This is a genomic window from Curvivirga sp., from assembly GCF_965219885.1.
Lineage (GTDB): Bacteria > Pseudomonadota > Alphaproteobacteria > UBA8366 > Aestuariispiraceae > Curvivirga.
Genome location: NZ_CBDCOT010000008.1, coordinates 364,870 through 380,169, shown reverse-complemented (window position 1 = coordinate 380,169; position 15,300 = coordinate 364,870). Strand labels below are relative to the sequence as shown.

The window sequence follows — 15,300 nt, the reverse complement described above, 5'->3', positions numbered from 1 at the left end:
CTTATCTAAATATAATTAACTGTTACGGATGTTATTCAGGAAACGGTCAACTTCGCGCATCATATTGGATGCCTGTTCAGAGAGTTCGTCTGAAGCATGTTTCACATCACGTGCTGCGCTGCCTGTTTCATTAGACCCAGTTTGAATGCTTTGCATGCGCATTGATACATCCTGCGTACTTGCAGAAGACAGCTGTACCTTACCTGTAATCGAAGAAGTGATATTTCGTTGATCATCCACTGCAACAGACACGTCGCTTGAAATTTGATCAATCTCATCAATTGTGCTGTGAATTTCTTCGATACTGCGAACCGTTGCACTTGTTGCTTCCTGCATTTCTTTGACCTGTGCACCGATTTGATCCGTCGCATTAGTTGTTTGATTAGCAAGCGATTTCACTTCATTCGCCACCACAGCAAAACCTTTGCCCGCATCACCCGCACGTGCGGCTTCGATAGTTGCGTTAAGGGCAAGTAGGTTTGTTTGATCTGCGATCTCACTGATTAAATCAACAACTTGCTCAATATCTTGTGCCGTTGTCGATAGTTTTTGGACCATTGTATTAGCTTGTTCAGCCTTGTTTACGGCATCATGGGCAATTTGTTGGGAGCGTGAAACCTGTGTATTGATATTTTCAATCGAGGCATTTAATTCACCTGTTTCTGCTTCAACCTGTTGTGCATTTTGGGTGGCTTGTTCGGAAGCTGCTGATACCTCAACACTTTGCGAATTTGTATCATCAGCCGTATGGGACATACTACTTGCCTGACTGGACATTTCTGTGGCTGCCGCTGACACGGCTTCAACAATACCTTTTACGCTTTCTTCGAAGTTATCTGCCAAGGCATGCATTGCCTGTCGCTTTTCTTCCTCGGCTAGCTTTTCACGTTCCACTTGCTCCGCTTGAAGACGTTGACGGTCTTCAATACCTTGACGGAAAACATGTAAAGCGCGTGTGATATCACCGATTTCATCTTTGCTTGGTTTTGGTATTTCGATATCTGTTTGGTCTTGACTTAAACGTTCACTAATCGCTGTTAAGTTTATTAACGGCTTAACGATTTGCAGACGCGCAAGTAATAGAGACAACACCAGTAAAACCAAAGAAACGACAGAAGCAGTAATGATGATCATATTTTGAAGTTCAGATGCTTTTGCACTTTCTTCTTCGATATAGGTCATATTGGTTTCGTTACTGACCATTAATATCTGTTCAATTGCGATTTCTAGGATCTCTGCGGTTTTATTAATGCGATCAACCATCGCATTCAAAACAGGAGTTTCGTTATAAAGGAAGCTACTATTTGCTTCTTCAAAACGATAAACACCCAATAAATCAAGCGTACGATCGTTGGCAGATTCATATTGAGCGAAGAGAGCAGGAATGGTGACAAGGCTGCGTTGGATATAATAAACAGATTTTGCTAACTCACTATCTGTATTGTCCCCGTAGAGTGCATCCAGAATGATAGGAAGTTCAGTTAAAGCATCAATCTTAGTTGATAACTCCTTAATGCCATCTTGTAGTTTTACTCTATTGGCCTTAATTGTTTTAGCGTTTTCGCTATCTCGCAGAACAAGTGTATTTTGATGTTCGCCTAGAAATCCATTTAACACACCTAACGTTTTGGTCATTTGGCCTTCAAGCTGAGTGATAATTTGAGTCTGTTTAGCTGTTGCTGCAAGATTGTCACGTTTGGATTGGAAGAGATCATCAATGATGTTTCCGTTCCATAAATTGGAGACAGCAGTTGCTGCGCCGGTCAATAGAATTACCAAAATAATAAGCCCACCAAGCTTGGTGGTGATACTTTGATACCAGTGTTTCTCATTTGTGTTTTCAGTCATATCGCCCCCTTAAGATGCTTCAGCTGCGGCATCTTCCATGGCGAAGATGATGTCATATGCGAAGACTAGCTGTTTATACACATCAGCCGGTGTACGATTGCTATCAACTTCAGGAATTACGAGGGGGGCCTTGTCACCTACGGCAATTTTGAGCGCAACAAGATCTGCAATAATAGTTTTTAAAACCGCAATTGTATCATCGCTTGTAGCTTTCCCATCTTTTGGATCTGGTACAGCAACACCACCTGGAATATCCTTCTTAAGATATTCGGTTTGATAATATTGAAGTTCTGCGGCTACAGATAAAGCATAAAGATAATTATCATTTGGACGTTTATCTTTTTCTACTTCTGTATTGGGACGTGGTAGTAAGACTTTTTGATGCTTTGCTATCTGTTTTACGATACTCAACAATAGAGTCGCATATTGATAACTATCGCCTGGTTCTTGACCCGGCAGGCCTAGAGATTTCAACTGTTGTTCGATCTTTAAAAGGGCCACGTAGATACTGTCCGTTGATCCGTCAACGGTCATAAGTTCATCAGGCTTACTTTTTATATTATAAACAACATTTAGTTCATCTAGACTCTCCATCTGAGCATTCAGGATATTTTCAATATCAGCTTCGTTCCATGCTTTTAACTCAAGCGGGGACATGTCTTTTATAGGTAAGCCATTGATAATTCTTAACAGATTAATATGCGCAGAATTCGTTCTTGCTTGCACATAAACATGTCTCAAACTGCGTGGTTGAACTTGAAATTCTGTATTTACGAATTGTATGTAATCTGCTTGTTGTAATTGATTGATATGCGCAGAGATTTTTGATGTGAGTTGAGCAACGGAATTGAGATCCGCGGCCTGTGATATGGTAGATAGCCCACCAATACATAGAAGGCTGCCCGCAAAAAGTAATTTTTTCACCCTGAGTTTCCTGTGAATTTATATGTCAAAAATTTTTATTATTACGACAATTATGAGACGTTTATTTGCTAATTGCAAATAAATGAATAAAAAATCATTTCAAATTTTATCTAATTTACGTATTCCGATATTCAACTTGTATTTGAGTTAGTTGAAAAATCTGAAATGTTAATTACTTTGAAGTGTGAATATGCTGACTTGTATTCCACTCGGAATCCTGACCATATAATGCCGGATCGGATTTCTATAGAGGAAAAAGAATGGCAAAACTGCATTTTTATTTTTCAGCAATGAATGCTGGTAAAAGTACGATCTTGCTACAATCAAGTTATAATTACCAAGAGCGCGGCATGAATACGTTAATTTTTACAGCTGCGCTAGATGATCGATATGGAATCGGAAAAGTAACATCGCGGATTGGGTTAGAAGCGGACGCTGTGATCTTTAAAACTGTGGATGATCTATTATCGATTACCAAAGAACGTCATTCAGATACGCCACTTTCCTGTGTTCTGGTGGATGAGGCCCAGTTTTTAACTAGGCAACAGGTATTGCAGTTATCCGATGTTGCAGACCATATGGGCATTCCAGTGATTTGTTATGGATTACGTACAGATTTTCAAGGTCAACTATTTCCGGGAAGTGAGGCTTTATTAGGTCTTGCGGATGAGATGCGTGAAGTGAAAACGATTTGCCACTGCGGAAGCAAGGCAACTATGGTTGTGCGCTATGATGACAAGGGCAACCCTGTAAAAGCCGGAGATCAAGTAGAGATTGGTGGTAATGATCGATATGTATCCATGTGTCGAAAACATTGGAAAGAAACATTAGGTATATAAATGAAAAGGCCGGAATTTCCGGCCTTAATCGTTATTTTATGATACTTTAACTTTGCGACCCAAGCCGTCATACATATCAAGCATATTTTCGTACCATTCATTCACACTATCATCATCTTTTAAGAACTTCTTAGTAGAAGAAGCACGTGCAAACATGAAACATCCCATCAGGATATAATCTGCATAACCCGGTGTGTCACCAGATAAAAATGGTTGTGTTTTGAGCATCATTCTTACTGGGGTAAGATTATTGAACAATGTTTGAATTTGTTCATCATCATATTTTTGAAATTCTTCCAGTTTACTGCCGACACGTTTTTCTCGTGTTTCACGGAAGTACTCTTTGTCGCCTTCATCTAATCCTTCAAAGATATCAAGTATAATCATACGAAATATTACAGCCATAATCTGGGTGTTTGCCCATGATTCAATGAGGCGTGCTTGACCGATCGCAACATCTGATCCCATTAATTTGGGAGCATCTGGATAAGCTTCGTCCAGATATTTGGCGATTTCAAAGCTGTCAGATACTGAAGTATCACCGTCGTCAATGACTGGAACTGTGGGTGAACCAGAATGTGCAATCGCTGATTTTTCGGTGAACCGGATAAAGTCAGTTTCTGGTGTGATCCCTTTATGGGCAATTGCATATTTTACCCGCCAGCAATAAGGGCTAAAGCGTCGATTGCTATCTGCACCTGCAAGTTCGTATAATTTCATAGACATTTTATGAATTCTCCTGAAATCCGATAATCTTTTAGTTTATGTTTAAATTTGATCTCACGGTAACGAAATGACTCAAATTTATCCAGTTCAAATTAACCCTTTGATGGCTATCTAATTTTTTATGGGAAAAAATGTTGATGGCTGTTGCCACCTAAGTGAAAATACTCGAATATGCTAATAAATAAAAATTATGGCAGGAAATAATAATGCATCGTAAAGGTGCTACATTTTGGGATAAAAATCTATGAATAGTAAGTCAGGGATCGGTGGCAGTTTACCTGAAACCTTTGCTGAACGCGGATATTCCGTACCCTTTACAACATCTGTCTTGGAACATTTACGCGTTCGCGTAGGAAGAGAAGGGGGGCTGGAGGCATTATTACCAGGTCTTTCCGGTGGTAAAGGTACCTATATTATCCCTTGGTCTGACTTACCTGATGTTATCTCCATGAGTTTACATGACCGATCATTATATAAAAAAATGAATGAACTGTCTTCGCATACCCCTGATAGAATTCGCCAAACCGCACTGGAAGTACAACAAGATGGATATGATGGACCTGATGTAGCTGAAGCAGCCACTAATGCCATTCAAAAAGATCATGAAATCAGTTTGATGACCAATTTCACTTTGGTTTCCGAAGCTGTTCGACAAGTTGGTGACGGTGTTGAATACACGCCTATGGATCTCATCGACGAAGAAAATATGAAAAAAGCACGTGCGTCTGTCAAAAACTATGCTGATAAGTTAGGAATGTCGACGCAAGATATGATGGATATTTTGACGACGTGGGCAGATACAAGTGCAGCCGTAGGATCACCAGGTGGGGATCATCCAGGATATTTGATGCGAACGGTCTCTGATCTTGCGCGTATGAGCGCGGAAATGTCTGATTGGGCGGAAGAAGAAATGCCGGAAACTGTTATTTTGGTTCAGCAAATTATAGATGCGGCTGAAATGGCAGGACGATTGGCCTATGAAGAAATTGAAAGCATGCAGCAGCAAGCTTCCTCCATGTCTACAGTTTTATCCAGTTGGAATATGAATTTACGACGCTTGCAAGATTCAGTTGCTAAAATTGCCAGTATTTTGGATGGTTGGGACCGTGTTACTCAAAAATGGGATCATGTGAAAGAGGGATTCCGCCATCAGCAACGCGATATGGTTGGTGAAGCAGTACAACATTTGCCGCTATTACCGGCGGAAGTTTTGAATATGAATCAGCAAGTGATCTGGCAAAAAATCACATCTGAGCAAAATCGCCTCTTAACGGAAAATGGAGCTGTTGATTTTGAAGATTTTGATGAAGTTGAGGGGGATATCGAAGAGTTTATGCAGCCACAATCTGCCTGGACCTGATCCATCTCAATGCTTGGTATAAGGATTGCATTGAAAATCATAATAATATTAAAGAATTAAGGGGTATGTGATTGATGGAAATCAGTCAGGATAAAAAAGATGCACTTCGGGCATTTTTATCTCAATTAGGTGAAAGTCAATTGGTTTTGCTTGTATCCGCTATGGATTACGCACGCAGCCATGGAGCCGAAGATATTCCTTATGAATTTATCTTGTCGGTCTTGCGACCAACTCTTTTTAGAATTCGTCCTCCACGTAATGGCACGGCTCAGCGAATTTTATGTAATCCATTTGAAGATTTGTTGATACCGCGTGACCCGAAAGTAAAAAAGGAAACAATGATTGCCCGTGCCTCATTGCAGCCCGTGTGGGAGTGGCTTCAAATTGAGGGTGGAACAGCTTTTCAAGATATATGTGAAAAATGTGAAAAGGCATTAACGAAAGAGGATCTTGATAAACGTTGGGACGCACAAGTTAAGCTTTGGCAGGCAGCTGTTGAGTTAATGAGAAATGCACTAAAAAAGGCAGATGAAAGTGCTGCTAACGCCAATGAACTTTTGAAGAAACTTGGCGGTGCGACGCGACTGGAAGATATGGAAGAAATGAGCCATGTTCTTTCTGTTGCGCCAGAACTGGAAACGTTAAAGAAGAAATTACCAGTTAAGCCAATTTCCAAGTTTTTGGATGGTCACATTACGTCCGTAAAAAATTGTTATAATGATACCGCAGATAGTCAGCCAGGTGAGGAAAGCTGGATTATTGTTGCAGCGATGCGTCGCTTGCTGAAACAAGCCGATATTTTGAAAGTTGTGAAAAGTATCAGCCCTGATGGTGATGATTCGATTGTGGCGATTAGTGATCTTGCCAAAGTCGGAGACGTTGTAATTGGTGATTTAGAAGAATTGGTACAACAGATTGACGCTATGGCATCAGAAGGCGGTACTGAAGAAACTTTACTTGGTTTGATTAAGGAATATGTGAAAACTTTTGAAGCAATTACGATGAATCTAAATATTCGTCGTGACGGAGCCTGGGGACAAAGGTTATTTACAACCCGAAAAGTCGTATCCGATGCTTTGACCCGAACTATTCTGGCACAAGCTCCTGAAAAACTGAAAACAGCGTTGAAACAACGTAGTGTGAAAGCTGGGCGTACAAAACGAACTATAAGTGATTTACGTGCTGATTTAGATCCGGAAGCATATCGCATGGCACGAAGTGCTGCGCGCTCTATGAAAGAAAGCCTTCGTATTGCTGATAAAATTGGAATGATGAGTAATGCACGTTCTGTGGCAAATGGAATGGTTGACCAATTAGAAAAGTTTTCAGATCAATTATTAGAAGATATTCATACAGTGCCCGCAGATTATAAGAAACGTGCGCGTGATCATGTGATTATGATTGCTCATCTTATGGAATTTCTTGTTGATTCGGAACAGGCCGACTTCTTTTTACGTCGGGCAATGCGTCGAATTGACGAATCTGAAGGTTAGGAAGCGCAGTTTTCTTATTTTAAATACGGATCATCTCGATAATCCCTCAGAAATCTTGACTTTTCTCTTGTCACATGGTCCTTTCGGGCTAGATTGGCCTGTCACTTTGTCAGGCGTTGATAGCAATTGAAATACGTTATCTAAATAATAAATTTACCATTAAAGGATTTGTATAAATGACATCTGCATTTGTATTTCCCGGTCAGGGATCTCAAGCGGTTGGAATGGGTAAAGAACTTGCAGACGCTTTCCCGGCAGCACGTGAAGTTTTCCAAGAAATTGATGAGGCTTTGGAGCAAAATCTTTCTCGTTTGATGTGGGAAGGCCCCGGGGAAGATTTAACTTTAACTGAGAATGCTCAACCTGCATTGATGTCTGTTAGTTTGGCTGCGTTGCGTGTTTTGGAAAGTGAAAGTGGTAAATCTCTTTCAGATATGTGTTCTTTGGTGGCTGGACATTCTTTAGGTGAATATTCTGCATTGGCAGCCGCACGTTCTTTGACAATCAGTGACGCTGCGAAATTATTGAAGCTTCGCGGGCAATCCATGCAGGCAGCTGTGCCTGTAGGTGAAGGTGCGATGGCAGCTGTTCTTGGTCTTGATTTAGATGCTGCTGAAGCTGTTGCAGCTGAAGCTGCGCAAGGTGAAGTTTGTACAGCTGCAAATGATAATGCACCGGGGCAGGTTGTTCTCAGTGGTGCGAAAGCCGCGATCGAGCGTGCTTTGGTGATTGCCAAGGAAAAAGGCGCAAAACGCGCTGTTTTATTACCTGTATCTGCACCATTCCATTGTGCAATGATGCAACCTGCGGCAGACAAGATGGCAGAGGCATTGGCATCTGCAGATATTCAAGCGCCTTCTGTCCCATTGGTTGCCAATGTCGTTGCAGAAAAAATCATTGATCCGTCTCGTATTCGCGACTTACTTGTAGAGCAGGTCTGTGGTCGTGTGCGTTGGCGTGAATCAGTATCTTATATGAAAAATCAAGGTGTTGAGCAGTTGGTCGAAGTTGGGGCAGGTAAAGTCCTAAGCGGCCTTGTTCGCCGTATTGAGCGCGATATGACTGGTGTGAATGTTGGAACACCTGCTGACGTTGAAGCGTTTTTAAATAGTTTATAATTTTGTAATTACCTTTGAACCTTAAGAATAGGGGAAAGAATATGTTTGATTTAAAAGGTAAATGTGCCCTTGTAACAGGTGCATCCGGTGGTATTGGTAATTCCATCGCTAAAGCCCTTCATGCACAAGGAGCAACTGTTGCTTTGTCCGGTACACGTGTGGAGCCATTAGAAGCATTGAAAGCTGAGTTGGGTGAACGCGCTTTTGTCACACCTGCGAACTTGTCTGACATGGAATCCGTTGTGCAATTGGCAAAAGATGCCGAAGAAGCAATGGGCGCTATCGATATCTTGGTAAATAATGCAGGTTTAACTCGTGACAACCTTGCAATGCGTCTTAAAGATGAAGATTGGGATTCTGTATTGGATGTCAATTTGAAAGCCGCTTTCAAGCTATCACAAGCTTGTCTTCGAGGCATGATGAAACGCCGTTATGGCCGAATCGTTGGTATTACTTCTATCGTTGGGGTCACAGGTAACCCAGGCCAAACAAACTATGCTGCATCTAAAGCTGGTATGATTGGTATGTCAAAATCTTTGGCACAAGAGGTTGCAACACGGGGAATCACTGTAAACTGCGTCGCGCCTGGTTTCATTGCCACACCAATGACAGATGCATTGAATGAAGACCAACAAGCGAAGATTAATGCGCAGATTCCTGCGGGCCGTATGGGTACTGTAGATGAAATCGCATCTTCCGTTGTATATCTTGCTTCTGAAGAAGCTGCATATATGACAGGTCAAACATTACATGTGAATGGTGGCATGGCGATGATCTAGGTATTAGGTGATTGAAGCTGGCTGAATTTTTTTGTCTTAAAGGTCTGGTCAGTTTCGATCTTCTATGCTAAACACCCGCGCTGTCGACTGCAGTTTCATGAATTTGAAACATTGTAAGGCAGACGGAATTAATTTTATCACCTTGGGATTTTGCCCAAACTATAGAAGAGTAAGGATTAGGTTCATGAGCGACGTTGCAGAACGCGTAAAGAAAATCGTAGTTGATCACTTGGGCGCAGATGAAGCCAAGGTTACAGAAGCTGCTAGCTTCATCGACGACTTGGGTGCAGACAGCTTGGACACAGTTGAATTGGTAATGGCTTTCGAAGAAGAATTCGGTTGCGAGATTCCTGATGATGCTGCTGAGAACATCCAAACAGTTGGTGATGCAGTTAAATTCATCTCCGAAAACCAAGGTTAATTTGACCTAATCGTTTTCGATACTGTTTAAACGGCGCGTCGGTGAAAACCTTGACGCGCCGTTTCAGTTTTCTAAATATATTTTTGTGATGTAATATGGTTTGATTGGCAGATTTGATTCTAGACAGGAATCAGGTCAATATCACAAAAATTTCATCAAAAAGGGCTGTTTCTATACTTTTCCCTTTAAGATGATTATTCTATAAAATCATGTTTCAGACTATTTAAAGATCAATAAAGTGAAGCGAAAATGAAAAGACGCGTTGTTGTAACTGGTTTAGGGATTGTTTCTCCGCTTGGCAGTGGTATCGATCATGTATGGAATTCTATTACCAATGGTAAGTCAGGCTTACGCAAAGTAGAACATATGGACCTCTCTGACATGCCATGTCAGATCGCAGGCGTAGTTCCACGTGGTGATGGAAGCAATGGTACATTTGATGTTGATTCTTTTGTTGATAAAAAAGAACAACGCAAAATGGATACATTCATCACCTTTGGTATGGCTGCGGGTATTCAGGCTGTGCAAGATTCTGGATGGATGCCAACAGAAGAAGAAGATCTTAATCGTACAGGCGTTATGATTGGTTCCGGTATTGGTGGCTTACCTGGTATTGCTGATGGTACAACTCTATTGAACGAACGTGGCCCGCGTCGTATTAGTCCGTTTTTTATTCCTGCTAACCTGATTAACTTGGTAAGTGGATATCTATCAATTAAATATGGCTTCCGTGGTCCGAACCATTCTGTAGTGACAGCTTGTGCAACAGGTACACATGCAATCGGTGATGCATCTCGTATGATCGAATATGGCGATGCTGATGTAATGATCGCTGGTGGTGCTGAATCTGCAATTAGTCGTATTGGTATTGCTGGTTTTGCTTCTGCACGCGCATTATCCACAAGTTATAACGATTCGCCTGAAGAAGGGTCTCGCCCTTGGGATCAAGGCCGTGATGGTTTCGTGATGGGTGAAGGTGCAGGTGTTGTTGTTCTGGAAGAATACGAACATGCCAAAGCACGTGGTGCAAAAATTTACGGTGAAGTACTTGGTTATGGTATGTCTGGTGACGCTTATCATGTAACAGCACCTGCATCCGACGGTAACGGTGGGTATCGTGCGATGGAAGCGGCACTTCGCAATGCTGGTAAAAACGCAGACAGCATCGATTACATCAATGCACATGGAACATCCACACCATTAGGCGATGAAATTGAACATGGTGCAGTGAAACGTTTACTTGGTGATCATGCTATGAATGCAGCCATGTCTTCTACCAAATCTTCTATTGGTCACTTGTTAGGTGCCGCTGGTGCGGTTGAAGCGATATTTGCCTTAAAAGCAATTGAAACTGGTGTTTGCCCTCCGACATTGAACCTACATAATCCTTCGGAAGGTTGTGATATGAACCTTGTGCCACATACAGCACAAGAACGTGATGTGGATGTAGCGATTTCCAATAGCTTTGGTTTCGGTGGCACCAATGCGTCTCTCGTTATGGGTAAAGTATAAGTGCATTTGAGGATCGAGTTTTAATGAAAAAGAAACTCCTGATCCTTTTAACTATTTTATTAGGCGCTATCGGGCTAGGGCTCGGTGGCGTCTATCTTTATGTGGATGCAAAAATCCATGAAGTCGGTCCTTTGATGGAAGACGTGACCGTTATTGTGCCACGTGGACAAGGCGTTCGTGCTATTGGGCAAGCTTTGCAAGAAGCAAACGTAATCCATGACGAAAGATATTTTACCTTACAGGCTCGTCTTAGTGGCGCCCATAAGCTTCTAAAAGCCGGGGAGTATAGATTTACACCAGGAATGAATATTCCTGACATTCTAGCGCATTTGAGCAGTAATGATACGGTTGTCAGATCAATTACAATCCCGGAAGGGCTTACTAGTCGGGAAATCGTTGATCTTTTATATGCTGAAGAGGCGCTTAAAGGTGATGTCTCAGAAATGCCAAAGCAGGGAAGCCTGCTACCTGAAACATATCATTATAACTTAGGGGATACACGTGAAGACATTCTTGGGCGTATGCGGATATCTTTGGAACAATCTCGTGCTAAATTGATGCAGTCTGCTCGCCTTCATGAACTACCCTATAAAACATGGGATGAGGTTTTGATACTCGCTTCTATCGTTGAAAAAGAAACAGCTGTTGGCGCAGAACGCCCACAAGTCGCATCAGTTTTCGTCAATCGCCTTAAAAAAGGAATGCGATTACAATCCGATCCAACGGTTATCTATGCCCTGACCGAAGGTTTAAAACCTTTAGGACGCAGTCTGACACGACAGGATTGGAAGGTGGATCATCCTTATAATACATATGTTATTAAGGGTTTACCTCCAGGCCCTATTGGGAACCCCGGTTTGGATTCGATTAAGGCTGTTTTGAACCCGTTACAAACGGACTATTTATACTTTGTTGCTGATGGATCTGGCGGCCATGCTTTTGCTAAGACTTTGAAAGAGCATAACCGAAATGTTGCAGCATGGCGGAAATTCAAAAAACAACAACAGAACTAAAGTTACCCTTTCTCTTCTTTGGATAGGCTCAATATCTTTAATGCCCAACCGCTTGGCAAGGTGCGGAAGAACCAGCTGATCAAGCGCATCTGCCATGGAAATGCAATGATCGTTTTCTTAGCTTCAATTCTGCTTGTTATAATGTCAGAAGCCTTTTCGGCCGTCATAAAGAAAGGCATCGGAAATTTGTTTCGATCGGTAATTCGTGATTTTACAAAACCCGGAAAAACTACGGATAAATGAATATCGATTGACTTTAAACTTGGTGATAGAGCTTCTGCATAGGCCTTAACAGCTGCCTTAGAAGCAGAATAAGCAGGGGCGGTGGGGAGGCCTCTATATCCTGCAAGGGAACTTACGACAGATATTGATCCACCTTTTGCTCTCATCAGATCTATCGCAGGGTGTATGGTGTTTAATACACCATTTAAATTTACATCAAAAATTGTTCGGGCTGTATCCTCATAGTCATGATCACGGGGGGATATGTCCCCGATAGCAATGCCTGCATTTGCGATAACAATATCTAGATGTGAGAGGGAGGATATCCAGCCTCGCATTTGCATTTGATCCGTCACGTCGATGACTTTTGTATTCACGTATGCCCCTAATGATTCGCAAATCTCTCCGATTTCAGATAAACGATCTTTGTTTCTACCTGATAGATAAAGGATGTGACCATCTTTGGCATAATTTTGGGCAATCGCAGCCCCTATACCACTGCTTGCACCGGTAATCAGGATATGTTTTTTAGGATTTTTCATCTGCTATCCAAGTAAGGCGGTTGTTGTCATTCGCAAGCTTGTTTATACATGATGCTACTGAAATTAAAAGAAAGGCCGTCTTATGGGCTTACAAAGCATGACAGGCTTTGCTCGTATATCCGGGCAAAATGATAAGTTTCAATGGGCGTGGGAATTACGTTCTGTAAATAGTAAGGGGTTGGATTTACGCCTTCGTATCCCATCAGGCTGGGAACGATTAGATCCGATCGTACGTGCAGCTGTACAAAAAACATTCAAACGCGGATCTGTTTCGGTAAATTTGGATTTAAAGCCTGTTGCTGGACAACAGTTGGTTGAGATTAATAAAACACTATTAACTCAGTTGGTAGAAACATGTAAGGAACTGGGTGAAGAACCGCGTGTTGATCGTTTGTTAAACGTACGTGGCGTATTGGAGCAATCTGATGAAAAGTCTGATGCTGCTAATGATAAAACTCTTCAACAGGAAATTATTCAGTCATTAAATGAAGCATTACAATCTTTGAAAGCACATCGCTTGGAAGAGGGAGCTCGCACTAAGGATATGCTTGAAACCCATTTAGAACGTATTTCTCAGTTGGTTTTGGACGCGACAGCTTCGGCGGGGGCACAACCTGATGCGATCCGTCAAAAGATAGATGGACAAATCACTGAATTGCTTTCTAAACGAGATGATATAACAGAAGAACGATTGTCACAGGAAGCTGCGTTATTAGCGGTAAAGGCCGATGTACGTGAAGAGATTGATCGTTTAAACGCGCATATTAAGGCATGTGGTGATCTTTTATCACAAGGAGCCGTTATTGGCCGTAAATTAGACTTTCTATGCCAAGAGTTTAATCGCGAAGCGAACACTCTATGTTCAAAATCTGCAGATATACAACTAACTCAAACAGGTTTGGAATTAAAAGCAACGATTGATCAATTGCGCGAACAAGCAGCAAATGTTGAATAAAAACACAAACTTTGGATAGAGGAAAATATGAGTAACGACGCTATGAAAATTAATCGCCGTGGCTTGATGTTAGTATTATCTTCGCCATCAGGAGCGGGAAAATCAACAATTGCACGTGAGATTCTAGCAACGGATCCAGATATTCAGTTATCTGTCTCTGCAACAACACGCGCAAAACGTCCAGGTGAAGTGGCCGGTACGGATTATCATTTTGTCGATAAAACGGAATTTAACTTGATGGCAAATCGTGGTGAATTGTTAGAGCATGCAAAAGTGTTCGACAATTACTATGGCACTCCTAAAAAACCAGTTATGGATGCTTTAGAAGCTGGCAAAGACGTGATGTTTGATATCGATTGGCAAGGAACCCAGCAATTGTCAGATCATGCGGAAAAAGATTTAGTTAGAATTTTTATTCTTCCACCATCTGTACAAGAGTTGGAACGTCGCCTTCATTCTCGCGCCCAAGATACTGCTGAAGTTGTAGCTAAGCGTATGGCAAAAGCATCTGATGAAATGAGCCATTATCCTGAATATGATTGGGTGATTGTAAATTACAATTTACCGGAAAGTATTACACAGGTGCGTTCTATTTTAACATCGGAACGTTTAAAACGTACTCGCCAAGTCGGACTTGGGGATTTCGTGAAACGTCTACGCCACGAAGTATAGAAAGAATTCAGGCCTGAGATAATCTCAGGCCTTTTTCATTTCCTCATAAATTCTTGCAAGCGTGCAAAATTCTTCAAGCGATACGTTCTCAGCACGAATTGTCGGATCAATTCCTGCTTCTGTTAGCAAGGCTTCTACATCGATATTTAATAACTTTAAAGAACGACGTAGCATTTTACGGCGTTGATTGAAGGCTGCGGCTGTGACCGTCTCCAATGTATCAATTGTGCAGGGATATCTTGGCTCTGCAAGTGATCGTAAGCTAACGACAGCAGATTCCACTTTCGGCGGTGGCGTAAAGGCGCGCGCAGGTAAAATAAATTCTAAACGAGTATCACAACACCAATTGGCGAGTACTGCTAAACGTGAATAGTTTTTATCATTCTCAGTTGCGACAATACGTTCTGCCACTTCCTTTTGGAACATAAGGGTCATTTGCTTAAAGGCATGGGCATTTTTCAACCAGCTAATAAGTAAAGGTGTTGCAACATTATAAGGAAGATTTGCAACAATACGTCGCGGTGCTTCGCCTAAACTTGGAATATCTACTTCAAGAGCATCTCCTTCGATGACGTGTAAACGACCACCAGATGCCTTATTAATTTCTGACAAGATATCGCGTGTACGGTCATCTTTTTCTATCGCATAAAGATTTTGTGTTCCCTCAAGGAGTAATGCACGTGTTAAACCGCCGGGACCGGGTCCTACCTCAATGACACACCCTTCATTAAGAGGAGCTGCACAACGGGCAATTTTACGTGTTAAATTCAGATCAAACAGGAAATTTTGACCAAACTTTTTTTGCGCAGATAGCCCGTGATTAGAAATTACCTCTCGTAGAGGAGGAAGATCATCAACTGTGTCAGTCATATTGTT

15 protein-coding genes are annotated in these 15,300 nt (G+C 41.8%); 10 read left to right on the top strand and 5 right to left on the bottom strand.

Annotation, left to right across the window (positions count from 1 at the left end):
• Positions 1-15 precede the first annotated feature (15 nt).
• Together ACOQOA_RS04370 and ACOQOA_RS04365 are read right to left on the bottom strand one after the other, a co-directional pair.
• Positions 16-1,848 carry a methyl-accepting chemotaxis protein gene (locus tag ACOQOA_RS04370; RefSeq protein ID WP_420547432.1) on the bottom strand — a complete coding sequence of 611 codons (1,833 nt, stop codon included), beginning with the start codon at positions 1,846-1,848 and terminating at the stop codon, positions 16-18.
• Positions 1,849-1,857: 9 nt separating this feature from the next.
• Positions 1,858-2,772 (bottom strand): hypothetical protein, encoded by a 915-nt coding sequence (locus ACOQOA_RS04365; RefSeq protein WP_420547431.1) that lies wholly within the window; start codon positions 2,770-2,772, stop codon positions 1,858-1,860.
• Positions 2,773-3,032: 260 nt separating this feature from the next.
• On the opposite strand from ACOQOA_RS04365, the gene ACOQOA_RS04360 reads away from it, so the two are divergent.
• On the top strand, positions 3,033-3,611 hold the full coding sequence (locus ACOQOA_RS04360; RefSeq protein WP_420547430.1) for a thymidine kinase: 579 nt from the start codon (positions 3,033-3,035) through the stop codon (positions 3,609-3,611).
• Positions 3,612-3,647: 36 nt separating this feature from the next.
• Here the strand turns inward: ACOQOA_RS04360 and ACOQOA_RS04355 are convergent, their stop codons facing one another.
• Positions 3,648-4,337: a glutathione S-transferase N-terminal domain-containing protein gene (locus ACOQOA_RS04355; RefSeq protein WP_420547429.1), complete on the bottom strand. Its 690-nt coding sequence runs from the start codon at positions 4,335-4,337 to the stop codon at positions 3,648-3,650.
• 244 nt (positions 4,338-4,581) lie between these two features.
• Between ACOQOA_RS04355 and ACOQOA_RS04350 the strand changes: the two genes are divergently transcribed.
• From ACOQOA_RS04350 to mltG, 7 genes are all read left to right on the top strand, one after another.
• On the top strand, positions 4,582-5,697 hold the full coding sequence (locus ACOQOA_RS04350) for a hypothetical protein (protein WP_420547428.1): 1,116 nt from the start codon (positions 4,582-4,584) through the stop codon (positions 5,695-5,697).
• Between the two features lie 74 nt (positions 5,698-5,771).
• A complete protein-coding gene (locus ACOQOA_RS04345; RefSeq protein WP_420547427.1) occupies positions 5,772-7,190 on the top strand; it encodes a hypothetical protein in 1,419 nt (472 codons plus the stop codon).
• 176 nt (positions 7,191-7,366) lie between these two features.
• Positions 7,367-8,308: an ACP S-malonyltransferase gene (gene fabD / locus ACOQOA_RS04340; RefSeq protein WP_420547426.1), complete on the top strand. Its 942-nt coding sequence runs from the start codon at positions 7,367-7,369 to the stop codon at positions 8,306-8,308.
• A gap of 41 nt (positions 8,309-8,349) precedes the next feature.
• Positions 8,350-9,087, top strand: a complete 738-nt coding sequence (gene fabG, locus ACOQOA_RS04335) for a 3-oxoacyl-[acyl-carrier-protein] reductase (RefSeq protein WP_420547425.1) — start codon at positions 8,350-8,352, stop codon at positions 9,085-9,087.
• Positions 9,088-9,271: 184 nt separating this feature from the next.
• Positions 9,272-9,508: an acyl carrier protein gene (locus tag ACOQOA_RS04330; protein ID WP_155155022.1), complete on the top strand. Its 237-nt coding sequence runs from the start codon at positions 9,272-9,274 to the stop codon at positions 9,506-9,508.
• 249 nt (positions 9,509-9,757) lie between these two features.
• Entirely contained in the window at positions 9,758-11,020 is a 1,263-nt protein-coding gene (gene fabF / locus ACOQOA_RS04325) for a beta-ketoacyl-ACP synthase II (protein ID WP_420547424.1), read from the top strand.
• Positions 11,021-11,043: 23 nt separating this feature from the next.
• Positions 11,044-12,033 (top strand): endolytic transglycosylase MltG, encoded by a 990-nt coding sequence (gene mltG, locus ACOQOA_RS04320; protein ID WP_420547423.1) that lies wholly within the window; start codon positions 11,044-11,046, stop codon positions 12,031-12,033.
• 2 nt (positions 12,034-12,035) lie between these two features.
• On the opposite strand, the gene ACOQOA_RS04315 is transcribed toward mltG, so the two are convergent.
• Positions 12,036-12,797, bottom strand: a complete 762-nt coding sequence (locus ACOQOA_RS04315) for an SDR family NAD(P)-dependent oxidoreductase (RefSeq protein WP_420547422.1) — start codon at positions 12,795-12,797, stop codon at positions 12,036-12,038.
• Between the two features lie 97 nt (positions 12,798-12,894).
• On the opposite strand from ACOQOA_RS04315, the gene ACOQOA_RS04310 reads away from it, so the two are divergent.
• Both ACOQOA_RS04310 and gmk read left to right on the top strand, forming a co-directional pair.
• Positions 12,895-13,752, top strand: coding sequence for a YicC/YloC family endoribonuclease (locus ACOQOA_RS04310; protein WP_420547421.1), 858 nt, complete (start codon positions 12,895-12,897; stop codon positions 13,750-13,752).
• Positions 13,753-13,779: 27 nt separating this feature from the next.
• Positions 13,780-14,424, top strand: coding sequence for a guanylate kinase (gmk, locus tag ACOQOA_RS04305; RefSeq protein WP_420547420.1), 645 nt, complete (start codon positions 13,780-13,782; stop codon positions 14,422-14,424).
• A 24-nt stretch (positions 14,425-14,448) separates the two neighbouring features.
• On the opposite strand, the gene rsmA is transcribed toward gmk, so the two are convergent.
• The gene (gene rsmA / locus ACOQOA_RS04300) at positions 14,449-15,294 is read right to left on the bottom strand and encodes a 16S rRNA (adenine(1518)-N(6)/adenine(1519)-N(6))-dimethyltransferase RsmA (protein WP_420547419.1); all 846 of its coding nucleotides are present in this window, start codon (positions 15,292-15,294) and stop codon (positions 14,449-14,451) included.
• Between the last annotated feature and the right edge of the window lie 6 nt (positions 15,295-15,300).

What these genes read in the sequence shown, in the direction of transcription:
- fabD (WP_420547426.1), top strand. Translation starts at nt 7,367, where the DNA reads ATGACATCTGCATTTGTATTTCCCGGTCAGGGATCTCAAGCGGTTGGA.
- fabF (WP_420547424.1), top strand. Translation starts at nt 9,758, where the DNA reads ATGAAAAGACGCGTTGTTGTAACTGGTTTAGGGATTGTTTCTCCGCTT.
- ACOQOA_RS04355 (WP_420547429.1), bottom strand. Translation starts at nt 4,337, where the DNA reads ATGTCTATGAAATTATACGAACTTGCAGGTGCAGATAGCAATCGACGC.
- ACOQOA_RS04315 (WP_420547422.1), bottom strand. Translation starts at nt 12,797, where the DNA reads ATGAAAAATCCTAAAAAACATATCCTGATTACCGGTGCAAGCAGTGGT.
- ACOQOA_RS04310 (WP_420547421.1), top strand. Translation starts at nt 12,895, where the DNA reads ATGACAGGCTTTGCTCGTATATCCGGGCAAAATGATAAGTTTCAATGG.
- ACOQOA_RS04360 (WP_420547430.1), top strand. Translation starts at nt 3,033, where the DNA reads ATGGCAAAACTGCATTTTTATTTTTCAGCAATGAATGCTGGTAAAAGT.
- fabG (WP_420547425.1), top strand. Translation starts at nt 8,350, where the DNA reads ATGTTTGATTTAAAAGGTAAATGTGCCCTTGTAACAGGTGCATCCGGT.
- gmk (WP_420547420.1), top strand. Translation starts at nt 13,780, where the DNA reads ATGAGTAACGACGCTATGAAAATTAATCGCCGTGGCTTGATGTTAGTA.
- ACOQOA_RS04330 (WP_155155022.1), top strand. Translation starts at nt 9,272, where the DNA reads ATGAGCGACGTTGCAGAACGCGTAAAGAAAATCGTAGTTGATCACTTG.
- mltG (WP_420547423.1), top strand. Translation starts at nt 11,044, where the DNA reads ATGAAAAAGAAACTCCTGATCCTTTTAACTATTTTATTAGGCGCTATC.
- ACOQOA_RS04345 (WP_420547427.1), top strand. Translation starts at nt 5,772, where the DNA reads ATGGAAATCAGTCAGGATAAAAAAGATGCACTTCGGGCATTTTTATCT.
- rsmA (WP_420547419.1), bottom strand. Translation starts at nt 15,294, where the DNA reads ATGACTGACACAGTTGATGATCTTCCTCCTCTACGAGAGGTAATTTCT.
- ACOQOA_RS04370 (WP_420547432.1), bottom strand. Translation starts at nt 1,848, where the DNA reads ATGACTGAAAACACAAATGAGAAACACTGGTATCAAAGTATCACCACC.
- ACOQOA_RS04350 (WP_420547428.1), top strand. Translation starts at nt 4,582, where the DNA reads ATGAATAGTAAGTCAGGGATCGGTGGCAGTTTACCTGAAACCTTTGCT.